General features: G+C 52.2%; 15 protein-coding genes. 6 read left to right on the top strand and 9 right to left on the bottom strand.

From position 1 onward, the window contains the following. Positions 1–11: 11 nt before the first annotated feature. Complete coding sequence (locus tag SOJ49_RS05740; protein ID WP_369857276.1) at positions 12–827, top strand: hypothetical protein; 816 nt, start codon at positions 12–14, stop codon at positions 825–827. 15 nt (positions 828–842) lie between these two features. Here SOJ49_RS05740 and SOJ49_RS05735 read toward each other — a convergent pair whose 3' ends face one another. From SOJ49_RS05735 to fliS, 4 genes are all read right to left on the bottom strand, one after another. Further along, on the bottom strand, positions 843–2,213 hold the full coding sequence (locus SOJ49_RS05735) for a sigma-54-dependent transcriptional regulator (RefSeq protein WP_369857275.1): 1,371 nt from the start codon (positions 2,211–2,213) through the stop codon (positions 843–845). Between the two features lie 29 nt (positions 2,214–2,242). Continuing rightward, positions 2,243–3,529, bottom strand: coding sequence for a PAS domain-containing sensor histidine kinase (locus tag SOJ49_RS05730; RefSeq protein ID WP_369857274.1), 1,287 nt, complete (start codon positions 3,527–3,529; stop codon positions 2,243–2,245). A gap of 206 nt (positions 3,530–3,735) precedes the next feature. Next, the gene (locus tag SOJ49_RS05725) at positions 3,736–5,205 is read right to left on the bottom strand and encodes a sigma-54 dependent transcriptional regulator (protein WP_369857273.1); all 1,470 of its coding nucleotides are present in this window, start codon (positions 5,203–5,205) and stop codon (positions 3,736–3,738) included. Between the two features lie 402 nt (positions 5,206–5,607). Further along, positions 5,608–6,057 (bottom strand): flagellar export chaperone FliS, encoded by a 450-nt coding sequence (fliS, locus tag SOJ49_RS05720; protein WP_369857272.1) that lies wholly within the window; start codon positions 6,055–6,057, stop codon positions 5,608–5,610. 360 nt (positions 6,058–6,417) lie between these two features. Between fliS and SOJ49_RS05715 the strand changes: the two genes are divergently transcribed. Then, positions 6,418–8,520: a methyltransferase domain-containing protein gene (locus SOJ49_RS05715; protein WP_369857271.1), complete on the top strand. Its 2,103-nt coding sequence runs from the start codon at positions 6,418–6,420 to the stop codon at positions 8,518–8,520. A 14-nt stretch (positions 8,521–8,534) separates the two neighbouring features. Here the strand turns inward: SOJ49_RS05715 and SOJ49_RS05710 are convergent, their stop codons facing one another. From SOJ49_RS05710 to SOJ49_RS05690, 5 genes are all read right to left on the bottom strand, one after another. Beyond that, positions 8,535–11,069, bottom strand: a complete 2,535-nt coding sequence (locus SOJ49_RS05710) for a cellulose synthase subunit BcsC-related outer membrane protein (RefSeq protein ID WP_369857270.1) — start codon at positions 11,067–11,069, stop codon at positions 8,535–8,537. Continuing rightward, complete coding sequence (locus tag SOJ49_RS05705; protein WP_369857269.1) at positions 11,066–12,127, bottom strand: glycosyl hydrolase family 8; 1,062 nt, start codon at positions 12,125–12,127, stop codon at positions 11,066–11,068. Before SOJ49_RS05705 ends, SOJ49_RS05710 begins: the two co-directional genes overlap by 4 nt. Next, on the bottom strand, positions 12,127–14,388 hold the full coding sequence (locus tag SOJ49_RS05700) for a cellulose biosynthesis cyclic di-GMP-binding regulatory protein BcsB (protein WP_369857268.1): 2,262 nt from the start codon (positions 14,386–14,388) through the stop codon (positions 12,127–12,129). Before SOJ49_RS05700 ends, SOJ49_RS05705 begins: the two co-directional genes overlap by 1 nt. 108 nt (positions 14,389–14,496) lie before the next feature. Next, the gene (bcsA, locus tag SOJ49_RS05695; protein ID WP_369857267.1) at positions 14,497–16,740 is read right to left on the bottom strand and encodes a UDP-forming cellulose synthase catalytic subunit; all 2,244 of its coding nucleotides are present in this window, start codon (positions 16,738–16,740) and stop codon (positions 14,497–14,499) included. Between the two features lie 451 nt (positions 16,741–17,191). Then, positions 17,192–17,515 carry a hypothetical protein gene (locus tag SOJ49_RS05690; RefSeq protein ID WP_369857266.1) on the bottom strand — a complete coding sequence of 108 codons (324 nt, stop codon included), beginning with the start codon at positions 17,513–17,515 and terminating at the stop codon, positions 17,192–17,194. A 659-nt stretch (positions 17,516–18,174) separates the two neighbouring features. Here SOJ49_RS05690 and mqo point away from each other — a divergent pair. The 4 genes from mqo to SOJ49_RS05670 all read left to right on the top strand — a co-directional run bounded on the left by mqo (position 18,175) and on the right by SOJ49_RS05670 (position 22,356). Next, positions 18,175–19,659, top strand: coding sequence for a malate dehydrogenase (quinone) (gene mqo / locus SOJ49_RS05685; RefSeq protein WP_369857265.1), 1,485 nt, complete (start codon positions 18,175–18,177; stop codon positions 19,657–19,659). A 577-nt stretch (positions 19,660–20,236) separates the two neighbouring features. After that, positions 20,237–20,806 carry a GspH/FimT family pseudopilin gene (locus SOJ49_RS05680; protein ID WP_369857264.1) on the top strand — a complete coding sequence of 190 codons (570 nt, stop codon included), beginning with the start codon at positions 20,237–20,239 and terminating at the stop codon, positions 20,804–20,806. Positions 20,807–20,818: 12 nt separating this feature from the next. Next, a complete protein-coding gene (pilV, locus tag SOJ49_RS05675) occupies positions 20,819–21,316 on the top strand; it encodes a type IV pilus modification protein PilV (protein ID WP_369857263.1) in 498 nt (165 codons plus the stop codon). Positions 21,317–21,330: 14 nt separating this feature from the next. Beyond that, positions 21,331–22,356, top strand: coding sequence for a PilW family protein (locus SOJ49_RS05670; RefSeq protein ID WP_369857262.1), 1,026 nt, complete (start codon positions 21,331–21,333; stop codon positions 22,354–22,356). Positions 22,357–22,386 lie beyond the last annotated feature (30 nt).

Here is a 22,386-nt window from a genome sequence, read left to right as displayed (position 1 = left end):
AGGTTATCCTGGTGCTGATTCTGGCCAAAATCCTGATTACGTTTTTGACCGTTGTTTTGCTGGCCCGTGTCGCTGAGCAAATGAGTCCTCGGCATGCGGGGTTATTGGCCGGATTCCCGCTGGGAACCGGTATTGCGCTGTATTTTTTTGGTTGGCAACAGGGTGCAGACTTTGCCGCGACCAGTGCGGTGTTTACGTTGTCGGGATTAACGTCAGCGGTTTGTCTGGCCTGGGGTTATTGGCAGGTGATTCGTCGGCATACCGGTTTGCACTGGGTGCCGGTCGCGGTGATTTTCGGTCTGCTGTGTTTTTTTTCCAGCAGTTGGCTATTACAGCAGTTACCGCCCCATCGCGGCTTGGGTTTGTTGGTGGTGGTCGTGGCTATTGTGTGCTTCCGCACGCTGTTTCGTGCCATTGACGAGACAGCCCCGCCGAGCAGCGATCCTTACATTGGCGCAGACTGGTTCCACAAACCGCTGGTGCGTCTGTTGTTTCGCGCTGCCATGGCAACGTTTACCATTTTGCTGATTACCGGGCTGGCGGATGTACTTGGCCCACAACGCGCCGGATTACTGGCTGCCTTCCCGGTGAGTTTTTTTCCACTGCTGCTGATTTTGCACCTGAGCCAAGGTGCCAGTGTGGTGGCCCGCACCATTCGCCATTACCCGGATGGCCTCGGGGCTTTGGTGGTGTATGCCCTGTGTGTCAGTTATACCTACCCCGTGCTGGGACTGCACTGGGGCACCGCCGTCTGCCTGCTGGCTTCCTCGCTGTATTTGTTTGTTTATGGTTATGTACGGCAGCGACTGCTGCGGTCTGCCGCTTGAGTCTGGCAATCGCGGCTAAATCATGGCTTCGACGTCGAAGCCCTCTTCCCGTAGCCGGGCCATTTTGTAACGCAGCGTACGCGGGCTGATGCCCAGTCGTTCGGCGGCGTCCTTGCGGCTTGGTTCTTCCTTGATGGCCTGCAAGATCAGCTCAACCTCACGATGTTTGAGATCCTGACCCAGACGACCCTCATCCTGAACGATATCGACTTGCACCGTTTCCAGCGGTTGCTCAAGCTGGGGGTGTTTATTGCCGGGCACTGGCGTTAACAGCAGGTCGTTGACAAACAGTTGCGGGCCGGTCTGTAAAATCAGTGCCCGTTGCATGGTGTTGTCCAGCTCGCGGACGTTGCCTGGCCAGCTATGCTGCAGCAGTTTGTGCTCGGCTTCTTTCATCAACTGTGGTACCCGGCGTTTCATTTTATGGGCGTGGTGCGCCAGCAGGCGTTGAGCCAGCGGCAAGATGTCGTCAACCCGTTGGCGTAATGGCAACCACTGCAACGGGAACACACTGAGCCGGTAATACAGGTCTTCGCGGAATTTGCCTTCAGCCACATGATCGGCCAGGTCGCGGTTGGTGGTGGCGATAATCCGTACATCCAGGTTAATGACTTTTTTGCCGCCCAAGCGCTCAACCTGCCGCTCTTGCAGAACTCGCAGTAACTTGGCTTGCAGTCCAGCGTCCATTTCAGAAACTTCGTCCAGTAACAGCGTGCCACCCTGGGCCTGTTCAAATTTACCTGCCGAGGATTGATAAGCGCCGGTATAGGCACCTTTTTCGTAACCAAACAGGATGGCTTCCAGCATATTTTCCGGTATCGCTGCACAGTTAATGGCAACAAACGGCTGTTTATGGCGCTGGGAATGCTGATGGACATAGCGCGCCAGGACTTCTTTACCAGTCCCGCTTTCACCGCTGATCAATACCGTTGAGTCGGTCTGTGCGACACGTTCTGCCATCTGGAACAGTTGCCGGGTGGCAGTGGCAATGCACACTGGCGCCTCTTCTTGTCGGGATTTGGTTGTTCCCTGTGGGCGCACATCAAAGGGCTGCAGTAACGCATCCAGTTCACTTGGCTCAAAGGGTTTCATCAAGTAGTCGCTTGCACCCCGTTGCATCGCCAGCACCGCCTGATTGACATCGCCATAGGCGGTCATCAGTACCATCGGTAGCCAGGGGTGTTCCTCGCGTACATGACTCAGCAAAGCAAGTCCGTCCATTTCCGGCATATTGATATCGGACAGAATCAGATCCGGCTGCTGCTGCAGTGCCAGTATGGCTTGCTTGCCATCGGCAGTGGCAATCACCTGATGCCCTTTCAGTTCGAGACTGTCGACCACGGCTTCACGCAGTTGCGGATCATCTTCCACGACCAGAATAATCATAAGGTTTCCTCAAGGAGTGTCAGAGTCAGTTAACTGGCCAGCGTGGTTATCGACGGCAGACGAACCGCAGCGGCCAGACCGCCCAGATCGGAATCTTCCAGTGTCAGGATGCCACCATGGGCACGGGCAACGGCTTGTACCACTGCCAGACCCAGCCCGGTGCCATTGGCTTTGGTGCTGTTAAAGGGTTGCAGTACCCGTTGCTTTTGCTCGCAAGTCAGGCCAGGGCCGTTATCGGCAATCACCACCGAGATGCCGGGCGCTTGCTGATCGCCGGTCTGACGGGCAGACAGGATCAGCTGAACTTTGGGTATACCGCCATCACGACCGACTTCCAGTGCATTGTTCACCAGGTTCATCAGGCAGCTGACCAGCGCATCGCGGTTACAGCGAATACGGCTGGCCGGGCAGTTGTTATGGATTTCACAATGCCCCTGGTGTTGTGCCAGTGGCACTTCCATAGCGGCCTGAAGATCCTCGATCAGCTCCGCAATGGATATTTCGTCGTGCAAGGGCAATTCGCCGCGAGCAAAAATTAGCATGTCGCGCACCTGATGTTCGAGATGGCGTAACCGCTCCATCAGCTTGCCAGCAAAACGTTCACGGGAAGCATCGTTCAGTTCGACATCAGCCAGATGTCCGGCATAGAGTGTCGCGGCGGCAAGCGGAGTGCGTACTTGGTGCGCCAGTGACGCCACCATGCGCCCCATCGACGACAGTCGCTGATGCTGGGCCAGCTTGCCTTGCAAGGCGCGGGTTTCAGTCATATCAGTGAGCAACACCAGCTGACCGGGTTGCTGGGTCATGGGGGTGGTACGAATCAGTACCCTGCGGCCATTCACCAGCGAGACTTCGTGGCCATCATCATGACGCGGTGCAAAGCAGCGCTGGATAACCCGACGCCAGCGTTGACCAACCAGACTGTCGACGTCGGCCAGCCGTGCCAGCAGTTGTTCAGCGACTGGATTGGCCTTGGCAACGCAACCGTTCTGATCCAGCAGCAGTACACCGGCAGGTAGCAGAGTCAGCAGCTGTTCCAGTTGATTGGCCAGACGCTCTTTTTCTGCCAGTTCTCGCATTCGCTCGGCAGATACCTGAGCCAGTTCGCCGCTCAGTTGTTCAACCTGGCTTTCAAGTTGCTCGCAGGAGTCCGTCAGCTGCTGTGACATGCGACTGAACATTTGTAACGTGTGCTGCAGCCCTTGGCGTTCCTGATTGCGACCGCCAGCCGTCATCGCCATAACTGCGGCGGTGTCTTCGACGGTTGGGGCGACATGGGTTTGAACCGAATCGATACGGGCTGTGGACATCGTCATAAACACCTCACCATTCTGCATTTCTATCGCCAATAAATCAGCGTTCAGGCAGATAAAGCAAAGGCTGTGCCCACTTCTAAAATAAATTTAACTTATTGATATTTATTGACTTTTTATATGGTGATTTTTTATCCGCCAAGATACAGGCATAAAAAAACCGGCTCTACGCCGGTTTTCTATCACTGCAATACCAACTCACCGAAGGGTCAGGCAAAGTCTTTTTCCTTACGTTGCAAGTTGTACTTGCGCATTTTTTCGACCAGGGTAGTACGGCGAATATTGAGTTTTTCAGCAGCACGAGCAACGACACCATTGGCATCATCCAGCGCCTGCTGTATCAATGATGATTCCAGGTCGGACAAATATTCACGCAGATCCAGTCCGTTCACGGGTAATAACGCGGCGCTCTCCAGATTGGCTGGCGGCATCATTTCCTGAGCGAGGTCATCACCAGGCTCACTCGCTGCGGCCAACGCTTCTTCTTCATCGTCTTCAAAGTGGCGGAATTTTTTCGGCAATTCGTTGACCCCCACCACACCGTACGGGAAAAGGATCGCCAGTCGTTCGACCAGGTTAGCCAGCTCACGAACGTTGCCGTGCCATTCGTGACGACACAACGACATGATCGCCGCAGAGTTGAAGCGAATTGAGCCTCGTTTTTCGTTCTCCAGACGAGCGATCAGTTCATTCAACAACAGCGGCAAGTCTTCAACCCGCTCCCGTAATGACGGCATTTCGATAGGGAAGACATTCAGACGGTAATAAAGGTCTTCACGGAAGCCGCCGTCTTCAATCATGTTTTCGAGATTTTTGTGGGTCGCGGCAATAATGCGCACATTGGCTTGCAGTGTCTTATTGCTGCCAACCCGCTCGTAGGTATGTTCCTGCAACACTCGCAAAATCTTGACCTGCATACTCAATGGCATATCGCCAATTTCATCCAGGAACAAGGTGCCGCCTTCGGCCAGCTCAAAGCGTCCGGGACGGCTGGCAATCGCACCGGTAAAGGCACCTTTTTCATGCCCGAACAACTCACTTTCCAGCAACTCTGCCGGAATGGCGCCACAATTAACTGGTACAAACGGTTTGTTACGCCGACTGGAATGATAATGGAGGTTACGGGCGACCACTTCCTTGCCGGTGCCTGATTCTCCCAGAATCAATACACTGACGTCTTTATCTGCCACCTGCATGATCAGCTCACGTACCTGCTGAATATGGCGACTGGTGCCGACCAGGCTGCGGAACAGCTGGATGTCACGTCGCTCACTGCGGCCTTCACTATGGGAATATTGTTCGCGATAAAGCTGGCAGCGGTGCAGGCTGTCTAGCAATTTGTTGTAACTGGGAGGAGATTCTACGGTGGCGATCACCGAGCGACGTACGGAGTCCGGGAGACGATCCAGTCCGTGATCACGGCCAAGACAGATAATCGGTGCTGACTTGTCCCACTGGTAAACGGCTGTCATAACACCATGGAACAGGCCTCGACTGTCATCACCGACCAGCACAGCCGAAATATCCTGGCTGTTTTTGGCACGGCGACTGACTTCTTCCTGCCAGTGCTGACTGTCACTGACGATGACTTCTTCCCCGAGAAAATCAAGGATCACCTGCATATCGTGACGACGCTGGTGATCGTCATCGATCAGCAGAATTTTAATTTCTCTCCACATACGCAATCTTCCTTTATTTCAGGCAGTGCCTTATTCCACTTCCACTAAAAAACAGCGAATTCTCGTTGTCTGTTGATGGCTTGACCGGGAGTTGACTGGATAACCAGGGATACTGTCCGTCTGTTCACAAGAGCACTGAACTGTTATTTTTTATTTTTGGTGTCATCCAATTGACTCATGTTGCTCAGTTAAGTGCGTATTTTTGACGAAGTCAAATAATCGACGCAGCAATTCGCCACAAACGTATCTGACGTAACATTAGCACGACGGCAGACTACCCTAACGCCCTATTGTCTTACAATACCTGAAATAAGTATTAGTAATATCAATGACTAACAGACGCCTGGAAGATGACACCCACCATCACCCAAATGTTCGTGGTTGCCCGTCAGGTCGCACTGGTCAGGCCGAGATGTGCGTATTTTCACCCTGATAGCCTGAGAGCGGCTCGCGATTCCCCGAATGAGTCAAATAATCGTCGCGAATACCATCCCAGCCACGTTTGACTTCCAGCATCAAGCTCATGACTTCTTCAATCATGTCGGTATCGTTTGCTCTGGTTGCCTGTAACAGGCGGCGATTCATGTAGTCGTACAGTCGCTCAAGATTAGCGGAAATCTCTCCGCCAGAGCTGTGATCCAGACTGCTTTGCAAGGTGCTGATAATTTCCATAACCCGACCCAACAGGTTGGCTTTGGTAGCCATATCACCCCGTTTAATGGCCCCCTTGCTTTGGGCCATACGGGTTAATGCGGCTTCCATCAGCAGTTGGATCAGGCGATGAGGATCGGCATCCAGTACTTCTGAGGTCGTGTTCACTCGCTGGTATTGCTTGGCGCCCGATGGGTACATAGGGTCTGCTCCTTCCATTGTTGTTCAGCTTCTGTTGGCTGTAGCGGCCAAACCGGCGTTTTCTTTAACAAGAAGGTTGCCGAATTAAGCGATCAAGCACATGCGCCGGGCATCCGCTGGCGGCAAACTACTTCCGCCAGCCCGGTAAAAAGTGACCTTCCCTGCCACCAAAAAACAAAAAACTCTTTACAAATCATAATGATAAAAGATGGCACAAGCTCTGCTTAGGCTATCAGCAGATGGTTGCTGTCAATCGCCTGATAACCTGGGGAGCCTGCTAATGATCGGCTTGCCGTTACATCGGATCTGAATCACCAGCCACGGAATCCACATCGCCGGGGTATTTACGAGGGCATTTTCATGGCAAACCTGTTGCCACAATTAACCTTCCAGGGATCAACATCCCATGCTTCCGCTTCGATACGGGCGCGATCGTTGTATATGGCCGCCAGCTTCGCTTACGCCCAGGCTGTTGAAGATCAGGATACCTTGACACTGCAACGGGCTTTGATACAGGCAGAACAGGCTTATCAGCTGCAGCCGGAAGATCTTCAGATTATTAATCTGTTAGGCCGTATTTGTATGCGTCAGGGCCAGTTGATACATGCCAGGGATTGGATAGAAGTTGGCCTTGCCATCAAACACACTAGCCCGAGTCTGCTGTACAGCGCCGGGCTGATCGAACTGGAAGACCGACGACCAGCTGTGGCTGAAGACTACTTTTTGCGTTCCTCACAGCTGTCCAGAGTGGCCACCCGAGCGCCTTTTTACCTCGCCCATGTGCGTCTGCAACAAGGAAAATACGCAGCGGCTTTTGAGGATTATCGTCAATTGGTGCGTATCCACCGCGATGATATATTGCTGCAGAGTCGCTTGCTTGAAGCCGCAGCCGGTGCCAGCGTTGATGGCTATTGCCCGGAACTGGCAGCCGAGGTGGTCGATTATCTGCAATTGCCAGGTGATGTTTCCTCTCTGGCCAGGCTGGCGACACAGCTGTTGCAATGCCGCTTTCAGGATCTTCAACAACACGCCCTGTTAGGCATTAACCAACTGACACAAGAACCGCTGCTGCTCGCCAGCTTGCACCACATAGCCCTCAGTCATCCACTGTTGGAGCGCCATCTGACCCAAATGCGATTCAGCCTCCTGCAGGGCTGCATTCATACTCTGGAGCTGGACACTCAATACCTGCCGCTGGTGCTGGCACTGATTAGCCAAACCGGGATAAACGGAGGTTGTTGGGCCGAAACTGATGATGAAGCCAGGCAACTCCAACAGCTGACCCGATTATTGGAGTATTGGTTGGAGCAGGCAGCAGACCAGCAGGATTCAATACTGCCAGCGCTGCTCATGCTGCTGATGTACCGACCGCTGACAGCAACCGGCTTGCTCGACAAACTGTTTGCCATCCCAGATGACTGGCCCGAGCCACTACGGCATTACCTCATCACCCAGATCGATAACGAACAGCGTCAACGTTTGCATCGCCCAGTCATTCCGACCTTTGGTACGCCAGATCAGGCGCTGATTTCCCCGCCGACCTCCAGCCAAAGCGCCACTCGGAACCAGACCCTGCAGGCTGATAACTGCCTGTTTTATCCTCGCTGGCGTCCATTGCAACAGCATCCGCAAGGGAATTATTTTAGTCACCTAAAGTGCCTGTTCCCAATGGCTCTGGCTGCTCTCTCGATCCCCACAGAGCACACAGAGGAACTCTTGGTAGCGGGATGCGGAACCGGTCGGGAGGCCCTCAAACTGGCCCAAAAATTCACTCCCTTGAACATCACCGCCATAGACCTCAGTCGTGAGGCATTAAGTTATGGCCGTGCACACCAGACCGATAGAGAGGTGTCGATTGACTGGATGCAGGGAGATTTACGCCAGATCAGCTGGCTGGGAAAGCAGTTCGATGCCATTGAATGTGGTGGCGTACTCCAGCAGTTGCCCAACCCTCTGAGCGGGTTGCTGGCACTGGCCGAAGTACTGAAACCAGGAGGGGTGATCAAAATCACCTTGCACAGCCGGATAGCAAGGCAAGGAATCACTCGCCTGCGCCAGCAACTGGACACAACAGCCATTACATCTGTCACCGGATTGCAGCAGCTACGCTACGCCTTGATGGAAACCGCTCTGGCAACCACTGCAGGCCTCTCGGAACAACAGTGCCAGCAGTTGCTGCAACGACCGGATTTTTACAGCCTCAGCGGTTGCTACGAGCTGCTGTGCCACAACCAAGAGCAGTTATTTGATATCGGCGATGCCATCAGCTGGCTGGCTAACGCCGGACTGCGCTGGGTAGGCATGCAGGCTCAGCCAGAAGCCGAGCAGCTGGCCCGACAGACTTACGGCTGTCCGGCCAGTGAACTGACACCGGAACAGTGGCAGCTTCTGGAAAATCAGTCACCTGCGTTGTTTATCGGCAGGTACCAGTTTTATGCCATCAAACCTGCCCATGACCTGTGACGGCCGATGACAGATCAACGGATGGTATTGATCCAGTCCGGCAAATCAGCTGTCAGTACTGAACGCCTTGGATCCAGCGTCAAACGTACCGCTAACATAAATCCGAATTCATTAAACTCGGGCGACAAGCCATAGAAGACTCCCCCGCCCAGCTGGGCATGAGGGTCGGTTTGTACCATGCCCAGCAATTCTAAACCGAGATACATACCGCCAACCTTATTGTTGGTATAAAACTCCGAACACAGGTTACTTTCCAGTGGCAATAAAGGTGCGCAGTCTTCCTGATGCTGCTGGTAACCAAAGTTAACCTTACCCTGAACCACAAAATCGCGCTGTTCTCGCGTCAGTGCTGTCAGTTCACCACCGTATTTAAACAGCTGCTGCGGACTGAAATAGCCCCCATGCCCCAGAGTAAATTTGCTCAGATTACGGTCAAAACGCTGAAATTTGAAGGTTGGCCCGAGCGTGATACGTTCCCAATCGTCGTTGCTCCATTGCTTTTGCGCCGCCAGATTGAATTCCATTTCGTCATTGGACGCCACTCGCGTACCCGATAACGAGGCACTTTTCAAACCCGCCGATGCGCCAAAATCCTTACCCAGTCCCAAGAAAACCCGCGCTGAAAATCCCTGGCTGTCGACGGCTCCCCAGGAAATGCCTTCGTAAGGGTCATACAAGCCGACGTACGACAGAATCGACTCCTTTATAGGATGGGAAAACAGCTCAAGATTGATATTGCCGCGCTGCATCTGGTAATCCAGCCCCAGATATCCCTGGGTACGTGGCGAGATCGGGGCATTGCTGGGGGTCAGACCAATGGCAAAGTAAGGTGATATACGCCCTTCGTAGCGATAATTCAGCAGCAGGTCGACAGCATTATTAATCTCGGTTGTTGGCGAGTATTGATACGTTTCTTCCTGACCTGGATAGCTACCGACCAGGGCAAAATCCTGCAATGTGCCGCTATTCAAAGTCACACCAGAGAGCTGCAAGTCAAAAATATGACGACGATAACTGAATTCACCATTGAGTAACGGTAAACGCTGGGTATCCAGCTGACTGGTGCCACTGTCGCCCGACCGGAAATAGAACAGCATCCCTCCCAGCAAAGCGGGAGACCCCACACCTTGCAGTTCCGGATACTGCTCCGGAGCCTCGTCGTAAGCGGTTCGATAATGCCCGGTATTAAAAGCTTCCTCACTGTTTTTGGCGCTCAGCAGCTGCTGTAACGGCCCAGGTTGTGCTTCGGCGGCTTTTTCCAATTGCCCTCGATCGGTGTCGTACAGGCTGTAATACAACCCCTGGGCCATGTCTTCGGTAGGATCTTCGCGGTAAGCCCTTTCAAAGGATGTCGCGGCACGTTGCTTGTCGCCGGTGTGGTAGGCCGCCCAGCCATACATGGCTTCATCATCGAGACTGCGCGGGGTGTATTCCGCTGCTTCGTCCAGATACGCCATCGTCCCGAGGTAGTTTTCTTCGTCAAAAGCAGCACTGGCCCGCTGCGACAGAATGCCCCCCAACATATCACGCATCAGCGGATCGCTGAGGTTGCTGCGAGCCAGCGCTTCGGCTTCATCCAGACGCCCAAGACGTCCCTGAATCGTTGCCATTGCCTGTATTGTTTGTTCGGATGGTTCCCACTCATGTGCGCGCTTGAACCATTCATCGGCCTGGATCAATTGCTCATCCCGATAGAGCGCCCAGCCAAAAATCAATGCAAAGCCGCTGTCTCGTTGCTTGATCACTTCCTTCTCAAAATCAGGAATGGCATCAATAACAACACCATCATCCCCATCTTTGGCGGCAACCAATACGCGACTGCGTAACAATGCCCGTTGCATCAGTGACAGACTGGTTTTACTCATGCGATTGCTCTTGCGCGCCGCTTCCGTCTGATAGATGGCATCCATATCTGCCAGCGTCAATTGCTGCTGCGCCCGACGAAAGGTATTCAGCCGGGTGTCATCCGCCTTGCAGTCTTTCATCATCGACAGATAGATCTGGCGCGTGCTTTCCAGATCGTTCGATTCATAGTAGGCGTCTGCCAGCGTCCAGAGGTTGTAGTATTGTCCACAGGTAAATAATCCGGGATCACGCTGCGACAAATAGATAATGCTGCGCCAGTTTTCGGTCGCTACCGCCTGATCCAGTTCCTTTTTGTTTTTCCCTGCTTCCAGCAGTTCCAGCATCTTGCGCGGCGGATTCCACTCCGGGTAATTCTGCTTCAGTTCGGTAATTTTGCTGTCCATACGCTGGTACTGTTCCATTTGCAGCCACTGCCACAAACGTAACTCTTCGCGTCCTAACGCCTCAGCCGCCGGATTAGGGGCTGCCTGTGTCTGAGGTACCCGGATTTTGGTGGTTTCTGCCGTTGGCAGATCATCCTCCAGAACATTGGTTTGACCTGAGGTGCTGACTGCCAGTAAAAAAGTATCACCACGAACAGCAGTAAAGGGATCAGCCACATCCTTCGCTGCGCCAAACGCCACATGAGTCGACGAAATCATCAGGCCACCTAGCAGCCAGGGACGAAGTGTGGACAATGTCATTGCAGAAATCGCTCCTTGTAAGCCACCCGGCTGAGTAACAGCAGGCTGGCTGAATAATAATCCTGACCTTTGAGGTCTTTGGTGAGTGCCGTATCAGGGGCGGCAACCGAACCGGTGCTCTTGGCGTTATCGATTGCCCGATCGGTCAGCTGCCAGATGGCCCGAAAACCGTCAGGTGCCGGATACTCGGCTTCCTGGCCGGAGACCACATCAACCCAGGCTGGCATATAACTACGCTTGCTGGTTTGTTGCCAGAACGATTGGCTGTTGTGCAGCAAATCAGACGTGTATTCACCCGACCACACCAGATACAGAGGCAACCGTACTGCCTCGTAACCAAAACGTGACGGGTGGTCAGGGGCCGGAATCGGTGCTGTGGTGGCGGTTATTTCAACCCAGTCTGGCGGCAGCTTCCAGTCGCCCTGAGACATAATACGGGTGAGCTGTTTGCCACTGTCCACCAGTGCCTGCCAGCGGCTGTCCGGCACCAGACGATCAAGCGCCTGCAATGCCGGGTAAACCCAGTACGACAGGTTAATCTGCCACCGGTCTTCGTGGTGAAAGCCATATTCACCCGGTAACAACACGGTGTTGTCTCCGACCTTGAAGACCAGTTTTTCGAGAATATCCTGCGCAATCAGACGGGCGGCTTCACGATAATCCGGGTTATCCCAACGCTCTGAGGCGCGGAGTAATGCCCAGGCAATCAGCAAGTCGCCATCGGTCGCATTGTTTTTATCCTTGACCCCGTCTGCGGGTGACCAGCTCCAGGCAAACAGCCGATCATCCCGTATCTGCAAATGGGTACGGGTCCAGCTCCAAAGCTTTCTGAAACCTTTGCGATCACCGTAGGCCGATGCCAGCAACATCGCATAACCTTGGCCTTCCGAATGACTGATGCCCTTGTTACCGCTATCCACCACAGCTCCATCAGCTTGTACAAACGCCTGTTTATACTGCTTCCAGCCACTGTCCATCATGGCCGCCGGCTTACCGGCACCACAGGAAGCGGTGACTACAACGCAGAGATAGCAAAACGCTTGTACCAGAGGATGCATTAGTGATGAGTTTCCCTGAAACGTTTTAATAACCAGCGAATAAACAGGGCAAGTAGCAGCAAGAACACCAGCAACACGCCGATAAACACCCAAGGGTCGGAAGAGAAGTGGTAAATCAGCCAGTTGGAGAAGCGTGGCTTGCCTATATGGTAGCGCTCACCCAGGGTACGGGCGTAGACATCTTCTTCACCAGCCTTCCAGGCGGTCACATCACCCTGAACGTTACTCCAGATTTCCGGTGTAATCAGTTCCCGTGACGTCTCCAGCAAGTTTTTACCCGATCCGGCAGTAAACAAGGTCACGGTATTGCCATAGTCTCCTCCCTGGAACTGCATCAGCAAGCCAAAGTCACCCAGACCATTGCCTTTCAGGGTCGGGTTAACGTAATTGAATTCATGGGTGCCATATTCATCGGCATTGATCCACAAGCGCGAGCCTTCATAGCGAGGTTGCTGGCCAACCCCGGTGGCACGGGCGTATTGCAACAAGCTTTCTTCTCCTAACTTGATCGGCGCCAGTTTTAACAGATCGGCATCCAGGGTTTGTACCGTACCCACGACAATCAGATTGCCACCATCAACACCACGAAAATCGCCAATCCGATATTGCAGATCCATCGAAACATGGCGCATCACCTCTGCCAGCTTGCCCATCAAGGTCCAGGAGGCAGCCAGCACATCAGAGTCATTACTGCCCAGACCCACGACTGTCGTTTCACCATCATCATTGAAGCTGTAGGGGAAGCCGGTCGTTGCCATCAAACGCATGTTCGGCATCTGCACATAGTTGTCCAGGCCGTTAAACTCGATGGTGGTGTCGTCGTACAGGGTAAACAGCAAATTATTATCGTTTCGTATCTGGCACTCTGCAGAGTTGTCCGTAATCATGCTCGCGGCAAAGGTAATCGTATTCATACCGGGCTTGAGTGACCGGGTAGGGATGCTGATGGTATGACGGCGCACGGCCTCACCCTCGACCTCACTAAGACGCACCACGTTTTCAAAACGACCGTTAATAAAAATATTAAAAACAGAATCACCGCGCATGCCAGCACCGTAGGCAAAGTGCAGATTCAGTTCAACATGGCTGGTTTCAGAAACATAGACGTCTGGCGGTAACATAATCTCGACATCGACACTGCCCCCTCCGGCACCGCGCATGGTGGTTGTCTCATAGCCGAAATCATATAGCCGATAGATCGAGTTCTGGGACACCATGTCCGCAGCTGCAAATCGTGGCAGATGATCCATCCTCAAACCGGAGAAATTGGCGGTCGCCTGGTCTGGCAACGGGAAATTCAGGTAACCCAGAATACGCGCCGCCGTAGCGACGTCTTCAGGCTTGATGCCGGAAACGACCAGAATAAAGTGCCTTGGATCCTCATCCATGGGGAACACACCGAGATAAGGGCCAGAGACGGTATTAGCCCAGCTGCTGCCCAACATTTGCTGTAAATCAGCCTGGGTTCCTACAATGATGGCATCGCGCCCACGCAACGGTTTCTGGTCGAGATAAGGAAAGCGGTAATTCTTCAGTCTCTTGTTATCTGTGGTGTTCTGATACTGCAGTACTTCATGAAAAATTTGCGGCGTTTTGTATTCCAGGTGAACAGCAGCGGCCTGAGAAACCATAGCGCCCCAGGTTGCATATTCTGACGTTGGGAAAACCGGTGTTGCCACCGTCAACTGATAATCGCCCAGCCAGCGCTGGTCGAACAGCGAATCAATGCCGGACAGCTTCGGATTGACTTGCGTCAGCTCACCTTCAAATTTCACATAGGAATTCTGCGTATCAATCTGGGACCAGAGTTCCGGGGCGTCAGGATCCTCGCAATCATAAGTGTAGTGTTGGGCAATGTTGAAAGAAATGCGGTTATAGCCCGGTTTGAAACGACTACTGGGCAAACGAATATCCGCAACCCCTTCCGGACGGGCCGGATTGAGAGGTATCTGGGCAACGACATTTTCATTCAGTTTGACGACCAATTGAGATCGTGCACCTACCAGAGCAATGGAATTGACGTACTCAAGGTGCAAGACCACCTGGTCAGGCACCATCCGCTGAGACAAGGGTATATACACTGGATAAATGGTCTGGGTGCCACGGAGGTCAATAGGGTTTGTCTGGCCAACCAGCTTGGCTAATGTCATGGTATTCGGAGGTAACGCCGCATTGCTGGCACCCAGAGCCAGAGTTGCCCAGCTCAGCAGACCAGCGCCAAAAAGCGTCATGAACCAAGCGCGAAATAAAGACTGCATCATTTTGTCATTTTTCCGTTACTTAAATGGTACGAAACACAGCATTGCCAACCGTTTCGCGCGATAAATCGGTACGTTCGTTTACCTACGTTCGTTTACCTACTTTTTTGCCTACTGACTTTCAGCGCCCCGGAGCTTGCGCCTCATGGCCGCCACAAAATCAATCCATAGTTGCCTGAAATGCGCTGCCGAACTGATGGCACCAGAACTGAACAAAAACCAGAGCGTTTCTCTTACCGAGAGGGTCGGCATGCGCGATGCCCGTTCCTTCACCCAGAGCTCGCTATCACCATACACAAGCGCCACCAACTGACGTTTTTGATCCAGGTCGTGGAGTTCCATCTTGAGCCCGAGCACCACACTGCCATCCGGTTTGTCCACGGTGGATGTTACCAGCCCAGGCAGATTAACATCTGCTTTCATTGCCACACTGTAGGCACGTACCACAATGTCCACCCCACGCAGGTCAACATCCAGCTTTTGGTACACACTGCCCTTGATACGAACCCCCACACCGCCGGATGACATATCCACGATCGTTGCAGGTACTGACTTGCCATTCACGATCACTCTGGCCGCAATATCAGCCGTTACCCTGGGATCCTGACGGCGCTGTTTTAATTCATACAATGCACCAATGGCACAAACCATCAGCGACAGGTTAAAAGACTCCCAAAACATGGTGATCAGAATCACGTCGCTATCTTGAGGCACAACATGCAAACGGATAAGACCTGCAATCAGAGAGGCAATATTAAAAGCCAGCAACCAGTAAAATGGCCCGGCCAGAGAAGTAATAAAGTTTTCATCCATAAACTCCCCTTTCGGAGTCACAGCAAATTCGGGCGATCGGGGACTTTTAATGACCTCAAGAATCGCTGGCAAAGAATATAACGACTGCATCAATTCATACAATTCGGATACCAACGCCCAACGATAACGCCCGAACAGAAAATCAGTCACAATCAGAGCACCCATCAAGTGTGGCAGTGCATAGGAAAAAAATTCCGTCATATTGGCGTCGTAGATCTTCAGACCGAAAAACAGGTACGCCGACGGTGCAACAAGGAAGGTGGCCCGTGCAAACGGAAAGAACCAGAATCCCGAGCTGCTGGTGTAACAAAGCCGCTGCCAGGGTTTCAAGCCTTTGAAGAAAAGCGGATTTTTCAATATAAAAATCTGCACCATGCCCTGCGCCCAGCGCATTCGCTGCACGACAAAGCCGGAGTAGGTTTCAGGTTGCAGGCCGGCAATCATTGGGCGATTGACATAGGCGCTTCGGTAACCTCTGGCATGCAGCAAAAACGCGGTTTCTGCATCCTCGGTAATGGAATCTCCGGAAATACCGCCCACTTCCAGCAGGTATTTTCGACGAATCAGTGCAGCGGAGCCGCAGAAGAAAGACGAGTCCCAGAAATCCAGCCCTTCCTGGATCACCCCATAGAACATTTCGTTTTCACCCGGCATCTTGCCGTAGGTTTGAAGGTTCTTTTCAATAGGATCCGGGTTAATAAAAAAGTGTGGGCTTTGTACCAGAAACATTTTCGGATCATCAACCATGATACCGACCATGCGTTCAAGAATATCCTGCGTTGGCACATGGTCGGCATCAAGAATCAATACATGCTCACCGGTGGTTTTTTCCAGTGCGGCATTAACATTACCGGCCTTGGCATGGTTATTCTTTTCCCGTGTCAGATAAGTTGCACCGATACGTTCACACATCGCTTTAAGTGTATCGTGACGTTCCTGCGAACTGCGTGCCCGTTCCGGGTCATCCGAATTTCGACGCCCCAATGTACCACCATCGTCCAGCAGACAGACATTCAATTTGTCTTGGGGGTAATTAATCTGCAAGGCAGCCAGCAAGGTAATTTCCAGCATTTCTTGCGGCTCATTATAACTGGGAACAAAAATATCAACGGTTGGTATCTTGTCCGGATCCTCCGGCAATGGAATATGCTCTCGCTTGCGCCCCTGGATATTTACAAAACTACCCAAAAAAGAAATGATAATACCGTATATCTCAGCCATAAAAAGAATCAGCATGCAGATAAAACTGAACAAATCATAATAGGTAATCGTTTCTTGCTGACGCCAGGCAAAATAGCGCATGGAAACAAAAAACGCGGTAATCAGAATAAGAATCCGCAGCAGCCGACGAGTTTCAATAGAGCCGTTATTTTGCATGACTCTGTTTTCGAACATCCGCAGTATAATGACGACGCCAACCAGACCGTAAGCCAAAATCGCCTGGGATGTTACATCCACACGTAACTGGGACACGTACAGACTGAGCAGGACAGCCAGCAAGCCCAGCCCCCCCAGCAACCATCCTCGTAAACGATCCGACAAATCGATCCCCTTTATCCCTCGAATGACCCTTTTTCAGGCACTGCTAGCAGCAGCCAGAATCAAACACTTTTTGCCTCGAGACTGGCCATTGAATTTACAGTTTTTAACATACTCATACGACAAAATAGAACAGAGACATGACAATTGCAAAGTAACACGCACCAAAATAGTCACATGCCAAGTCACTTATATATGGATCGCTGCAAATTCAATCTTCTATGCGCGCGCATACTAACAAAAAGTTAAAGCACACCAGAATGCCACAGCAGGGCTTATCCGCAAAAAAGACCCGCAAACCATCCCAAAGTGGTCAGAAACCCGAAAACAGTGGACAAGCCGATCTCCCAAATATCTGAGTTTACGGGCCAGAAGCCTCGCTGCGAAGGATCCGTATTGCCCTTCCTGTTGATCCAGGATGACAGCGCCAGCCCATTCAGTTACGTTACGTAGGTCACGGCAATATAAAACCGACCAGGCTGGCATATTTTTCCGGCACCCAAAAGCTGAAGCCCTGCCCATACTCCTGCAGCAACACTGTCATCCAACGACGTGACGCAGTCGTACGCTCAAACACAATCCTCGTCCGGCCACCCTGCTCTTCCAGTCGATACCCTTCCAGACTGATCAGCAATGGCTCGGACTCTCCTTCCAGCAACAACGTCACCTGAATACTTCGTTGCTGCTTGTCCAGCTCAACGTGTTCTACGGTTCCGGCACCTGCCAGTTTTTTCTCGATCAGGGCAGTCAACCCCTTGTTAATCATGCTGCCAAACACGCCGCTACCACTCCATCAAAAAGCAGGCATCATACCTCATACAAAAAAGATTAGATTGCTAATACCTGTCAGACGCCCCTGTCACAATAAGCAACGAATAACACGTTCGCGGGAGCCACTGGCCATTCGCTGCGGTCAACGCCTTGCCTGGTGAATTTTTCACCCGCAACAGGCTTCGTTCTATCATTGAGAACGACTCCTAATCCAGAGTAATCAAGCGCTTGCAAACACAAGTAAATGAAACACTCGGTTGCAGGAGTACTGCCACAGCACTGCAACATTTGTCTCGTTTAGAGGTATGATTACAAAAATCAATTATCTGACGTCTGGAGTGTTCCAGAGCGAGCCGTGCAACATGCTGCCCCTGAGTTAGCGACGAGTTCCCGGAAAATGGGCAGGAACCCCTTACTGCCTATCGGGATTAGACCGGCAGCAGCAATATACATTAGTAGCAGTCCTCCAGAGGACAGTTGTACGGATTCCACAGTCTGTGTATAAAGCCCCGGCTCTGCATCAACTTACCCGACCACCTGTATAACTGTCATAGTTGTATGGTTTGGGACGGCAGGCCACAAGCCTGGAAGTTGATCGCGACAGGAAGATTCGGTGTGGCCCGGCTTCCTGATAAAACGACTTTCTGATCAAAAGGCGAAATCGTAATGACTACACAACAGGTCGATATACTCCTGGTTGGCGGAGGAGTAATGAGTGCGACCCTGGGTACGCTGCTGAACAAGCTCGATCCGGCGCTCAAACTCACAATGGTAGAACGTTTGGATCATGTTGCTCACGAGAGCACCGACGGATGGAACAACGCAGGCACCGGTCACGCTGGCTACTGTGAACTCAATTACACGGCGGAAGATGACAGCGGTAACATCAGCATCGACCGGGCATTAACCATCAATGCCAATTTCGAAATATCCCTCCAACTCTGGAGCTACCTGGTCGAGACGGGAGGTCTCCCGCAACCCGACCAGTTTATTAATGCCACGCCTCATATGAGCTTTGTCTGGGGCGAGAAAAACGTTGCCTTCCTGCGCCAGCGTGCGGAAAAAATGTCCGCGCACCATCTATTTAAAGACATCGAATTCAGCGAAGACCCGGAAGTACTCAAACAGTGGATGCCATTGGTGATGGGTGGCCGCGACCCCAATGAAAAAGTGGCTGCTACCCGTATATCCTACGGTTCCGATGTCGATTTTGGTTCACTGACACGTAACCTGGTTGGGCAGTTGGAACAGCAAGAGAATTTTGATCTGTTGTTGAATCATGAAGTCATTGATTTCGAGCGCCACCAGCAACAGAAACGCTGGACGGTCACGCTGCGAGATCGCCTGTCTGGCAAAACAAAAACAGTGAATACCGGTTTTGTCTTCCTCGGCGCTGGCGGCGGTTCCTTACCCCTGTTGCAAGCTTCTGGTATAGAAGAAGCCGAAGGTTATGGCGGTTTCCCTGTCAGCGGTCAGTGGCTGGTATGCAAGGACGAAAAAATCGTCTCGCAGCACCATGCCAAGGTGTATGGCAAAGCCCCCATTGGTGCGCCCCCCATGTCAGTGCCACACTTGGATACTCGTATCATCAATGGTGAGCCAGCCTTGCTGTTCGGCCCCTACGCCGGCTTCACCACCAAATTTCTGAAATCTGGTTCCAAACTCGATTTACTCAAGTCCGTCAGCGCTGACAACCTGTTCCCGATGATATCGGTGGGCATGAACAATATGGATCTGACCAAATATCTGATCAGCGAAGTCATGCAATCGCACGATGATCGTGTCGAGACCTTGCGCGGATACTTTCCTGACTGCAAGTCCAGTGACTGGTCGCTGGCTCATGCGGGGCAGCGAGTTCAGGTCATCAAGAAAGACGCCAAGGGCAAGGGCAAGCTGGAATTTGGCACCGAACTGGTCGCCGCTGCCGATGGCTCATTAGCCGCCCTGCTCGGCGCATCCCCAGGGGCATCCGTCGCAGTTTATGCCATGTTGGAAGTGTTGGACAAATGCTTCGCAGAAAAAATGACGGGGGAATGGCAGCAAGGTTTAAAAACCATGATTCCATCCTACGGCGAGTCACTGATAGAGAACAGCGAACTGCTTGAGCGCATTCGTGAGCACACGCTGAGCACGCTGAAACTGAAACCATAACAGCCGAACTTCTCTTCTTTTAAAAAGCACCGTAACGGTGCTTTTTTTTTTGCAATTTCCCTTCTTTTTAACCGCCTAAAAGACACTAGCAGGATCGACCGGCTTATTACTTCTGCAGAACAAAATCAATGAGTTACGTCAATCCTACCAACGATATTCTCACTCGCTAGCAAGCCTTCCACCCACCGTAAAACAAGCCAAATACCGTCAGAAACCTACTCCATTTATCCTGAATTTGGCACCGTTTATCACTTCATTCAAAGAAATTATTTTTTTACATAACTACCCGGTATTTACGAACAATGCAGCAGAGCAAACAAACCCATACTTTAGCGCCAGATCTTTACGTGACCCATAGAGCAAACTCAAAAAGAGCCAGTCGCTAGAATTAAACGCCTACTATCAACGTCAAGATACGTCATAAAATACAGATAATAGGGCCAGCATGGGTTCATAAGTGACCCAAACTACCCGTTTGCAAGCGATAAAAGCCCATGTCATATTCGGCCACTATCAGCCACTTCACTTATGGTGTAGCAAGCACACAGGCTGAATGGTTTAAAAAGGAGCCTGAACCATGTTGTTGTCTTTATATCGTCCGCCCATCCGGTTGGCGCCCGTCCGCCCCCTGTCTGGTTTTACCCTGATCGAGCTGATGGTCACTATCGCTATATTCGGCATCATCATGTTTGCAGCAGCACCATCCCTCAGCAGCTTTCTGAGCCGCTCCGAACTGACTGCGGAAGCCAACCGTTTTATGGGCGCACTGGTTTTCGCCCGCACCGAAGCGGTCAAACGCAATACCAATGTGGTGCTATGCCCCAGCAAAGACCAGACAAGTTGCAACTCCAGCAACTGGGCCGATGGCTGGATCACCTTTCAGGACACCGATGGCAGCGGCACGCTGGCGGCGGATAGCAGCGAAGAAGTCATCAAGTACGCAGACGCCGCATCCAGCGTCAATATCTACCCGGATTCGGAATTTGCCGCAGCGATCCGCTACAAGGCCGACGGCAATATCAATAACAACCCTGGTAAGGTCGTTATTTGCTCCGACAAAGCACCAGCCGCTACTAACGCCCGCGAAGTCGGCATCGCGTCTGGTGGGCGCACCAGCATCACCGCCACCCAAAAAAGCGACTGCTGACGGAGACCTTTCATGTATCCAATAACTCATTCCGCTCAAACAGCAAAAGCACCACAAGGGCAGTCCGGCTTTGGCCTGGTTGAAGTACTGGTCTCCATTGTGATTGTTTCGATCGGCTTGCTCGGCCTGGCGGGCTTACAAACCCGTGCCCTGCAAGAAAATAACGCGGCGTATCTACGCTCGCAGGCCAGCATTCTGGTCTACGACATGTTCGAACGCCTGCGCTCTAACAGCAAATATGCTGCGACCAATAACTACAATACCGCGACAGCCACAACAACGGATGACGGGCTGGCAGCGGCTGATCTGAAAGACTGGCAAAGCGAAATCACACGCACCCTCCCCAGTGGCAAAGGCGTTGTCTCCTGTTCTACCGATGCGATTACCGCAGTCACCATGTGCGGCGTCACCATCAGCTGGTACGACCACTCTGTTACTGAGGATCTCGACGACGATGGCGACATTGAAGATGACCGTACTCTCAGCATCAACATGGTTGCCGTCTTATGAGCAATAGAAAGGTAATGTCCGCTAAATCCCGCGGCTTTTCACTGGTCGAGTTAATGATCGTTCTGGTACTGGATGCAGTGATTATTGCTGGCGTTTTTTCGGTATTCCAGAGTAATCAGAGCGTCTATCGTACCAACGATGCCATGGCCCGATTACAAGAAAATGTCCGCATTTCTTACGACTACCTGTCCAGAGAGATTCGCATGGCGGGTTCCGGCTATTCCTGCCTCAGCAGTATTGATGCAATGTATAACATGCTCAACGATGCCATGGATTTTGACCAGCAGTTCGGCACCATCGTGCAGGGTTATGACAATGGCAACCACCTGCCAACGGAAATTTCTACCGACGTCAAAACAGGAACCGATGTGTTGGTGGTTCGCGGTTCCTACGGCACCGGCTCCAAGCTCGAAGGCACCATGAATAACAATTCTGCCGTACTGCGCACCACGGTAATGGATCCAGCACCCTTCGGGGGCAGCGATATTGTTGTGATCACCGATTGCCGGACAGCCTCTATCTTTCAAGTGACACACTATACCGAGAGCAATGGCACCACCGTACACAACACCGGTAACAGCACCACCCCAGGCAATGCCACCAAGAATTTTCCTTACGCCTACTCTGCCGGTGCCTCCGTGATCAAGGTACGCACTACCAGTTATTACGTCGGAACCAACGACGACGGCAATAGCGCCCTGTTTGTACGCAACACCGATGCAGGCAGCGCGGAAACCCATGAAATAGTCGAAGGCATTACCGATATGCAACTGGAGTACGCCATAGACACCAATAGTGACGGATACCCCGATGAATACAAAACAGCCGCCGCTATCACGGCAGGCAAGTGGGATCAGGTCATTAGCGTACGCGTCAGCCTGCTGGCCGAAAGCCTCGAAGACAACATCACCGACTCCAAGACCCCTTATCAGTTTTATCAGCGCGAGACCGACGGCACCCTGACAGAAATAACCCCCACAGACCGAAAAATTCGCCGCAGTAGCAGTTTCGTCGTCGCGATTCGCGGTCGCTTGCAGTAACAGATGAAGCAATACACCCGACCAGAGCAA

This window comes from Candidatus Thalassolituus haligoni, assembly GCF_041222825.1.
Classification (GTDB): domain Bacteria; phylum Pseudomonadota; class Gammaproteobacteria; order Pseudomonadales; family Oceanobacteraceae; genus Oceanobacter; species Oceanobacter antarcticus.
The sequence above is the reverse complement of the archived record's forward strand: the minus strand, read 5'-3'. Positions and strand labels throughout refer to the sequence as shown.

Bases quoted from the DNA above. Each gene is read 5' to 3' on its own strand.
- SOJ49_RS05735 (WP_369857275.1), bottom strand. From the start codon at position 2,213: ATGATTATTCTGGTCGTGGAAGATGATCCGCAACTGCGTGAAGCCGTG.
- SOJ49_RS05730 (WP_369857274.1), bottom strand. From the start codon at position 3,529: ATGACGATGTCCACAGCCCGTATCGATTCGGTTCAAACCCATGTCGCC.
- SOJ49_RS05725 (WP_369857273.1), bottom strand. From the start codon at position 5,205: ATGTGGAGAGAAATTAAAATTCTGCTGATCGATGACGATCACCAGCGT.
- fliS (WP_369857272.1), bottom strand. From the start codon at position 6,057: ATGTACCCATCGGGCGCCAAGCAATACCAGCGAGTGAACACGACCTCA.
- SOJ49_RS05715 (WP_369857271.1), top strand. From the start codon at position 6,418: ATGGCAAACCTGTTGCCACAATTAACCTTCCAGGGATCAACATCCCAT.
- SOJ49_RS05710 (WP_369857270.1), bottom strand. From the start codon at position 11,069: ATGACATTGTCCACACTTCGTCCCTGGCTGCTAGGTGGCCTGATGATT.
- SOJ49_RS05705 (WP_369857269.1), bottom strand. From the start codon at position 12,127: ATGCATCCTCTGGTACAAGCGTTTTGCTATCTCTGCGTTGTAGTCACC.
- SOJ49_RS05700 (WP_369857268.1), bottom strand. From the start codon at position 14,388: ATGATGCAGTCTTTATTTCGCGCTTGGTTCATGACGCTTTTTGGCGCT.
- mqo (WP_369857265.1), top strand. From the start codon at position 18,175: ATGACTACACAACAGGTCGATATACTCCTGGTTGGCGGAGGAGTAATG.
- SOJ49_RS05680 (WP_369857264.1), top strand. From the start codon at position 20,237: ATGTTGTTGTCTTTATATCGTCCGCCCATCCGGTTGGCGCCCGTCCGC.
- pilV (WP_369857263.1), top strand. From the start codon at position 20,819: ATGTATCCAATAACTCATTCCGCTCAAACAGCAAAAGCACCACAAGGG.
- SOJ49_RS05670 (WP_369857262.1), top strand. From the start codon at position 21,331: ATGTCCGCTAAATCCCGCGGCTTTTCACTGGTCGAGTTAATGATCGTT.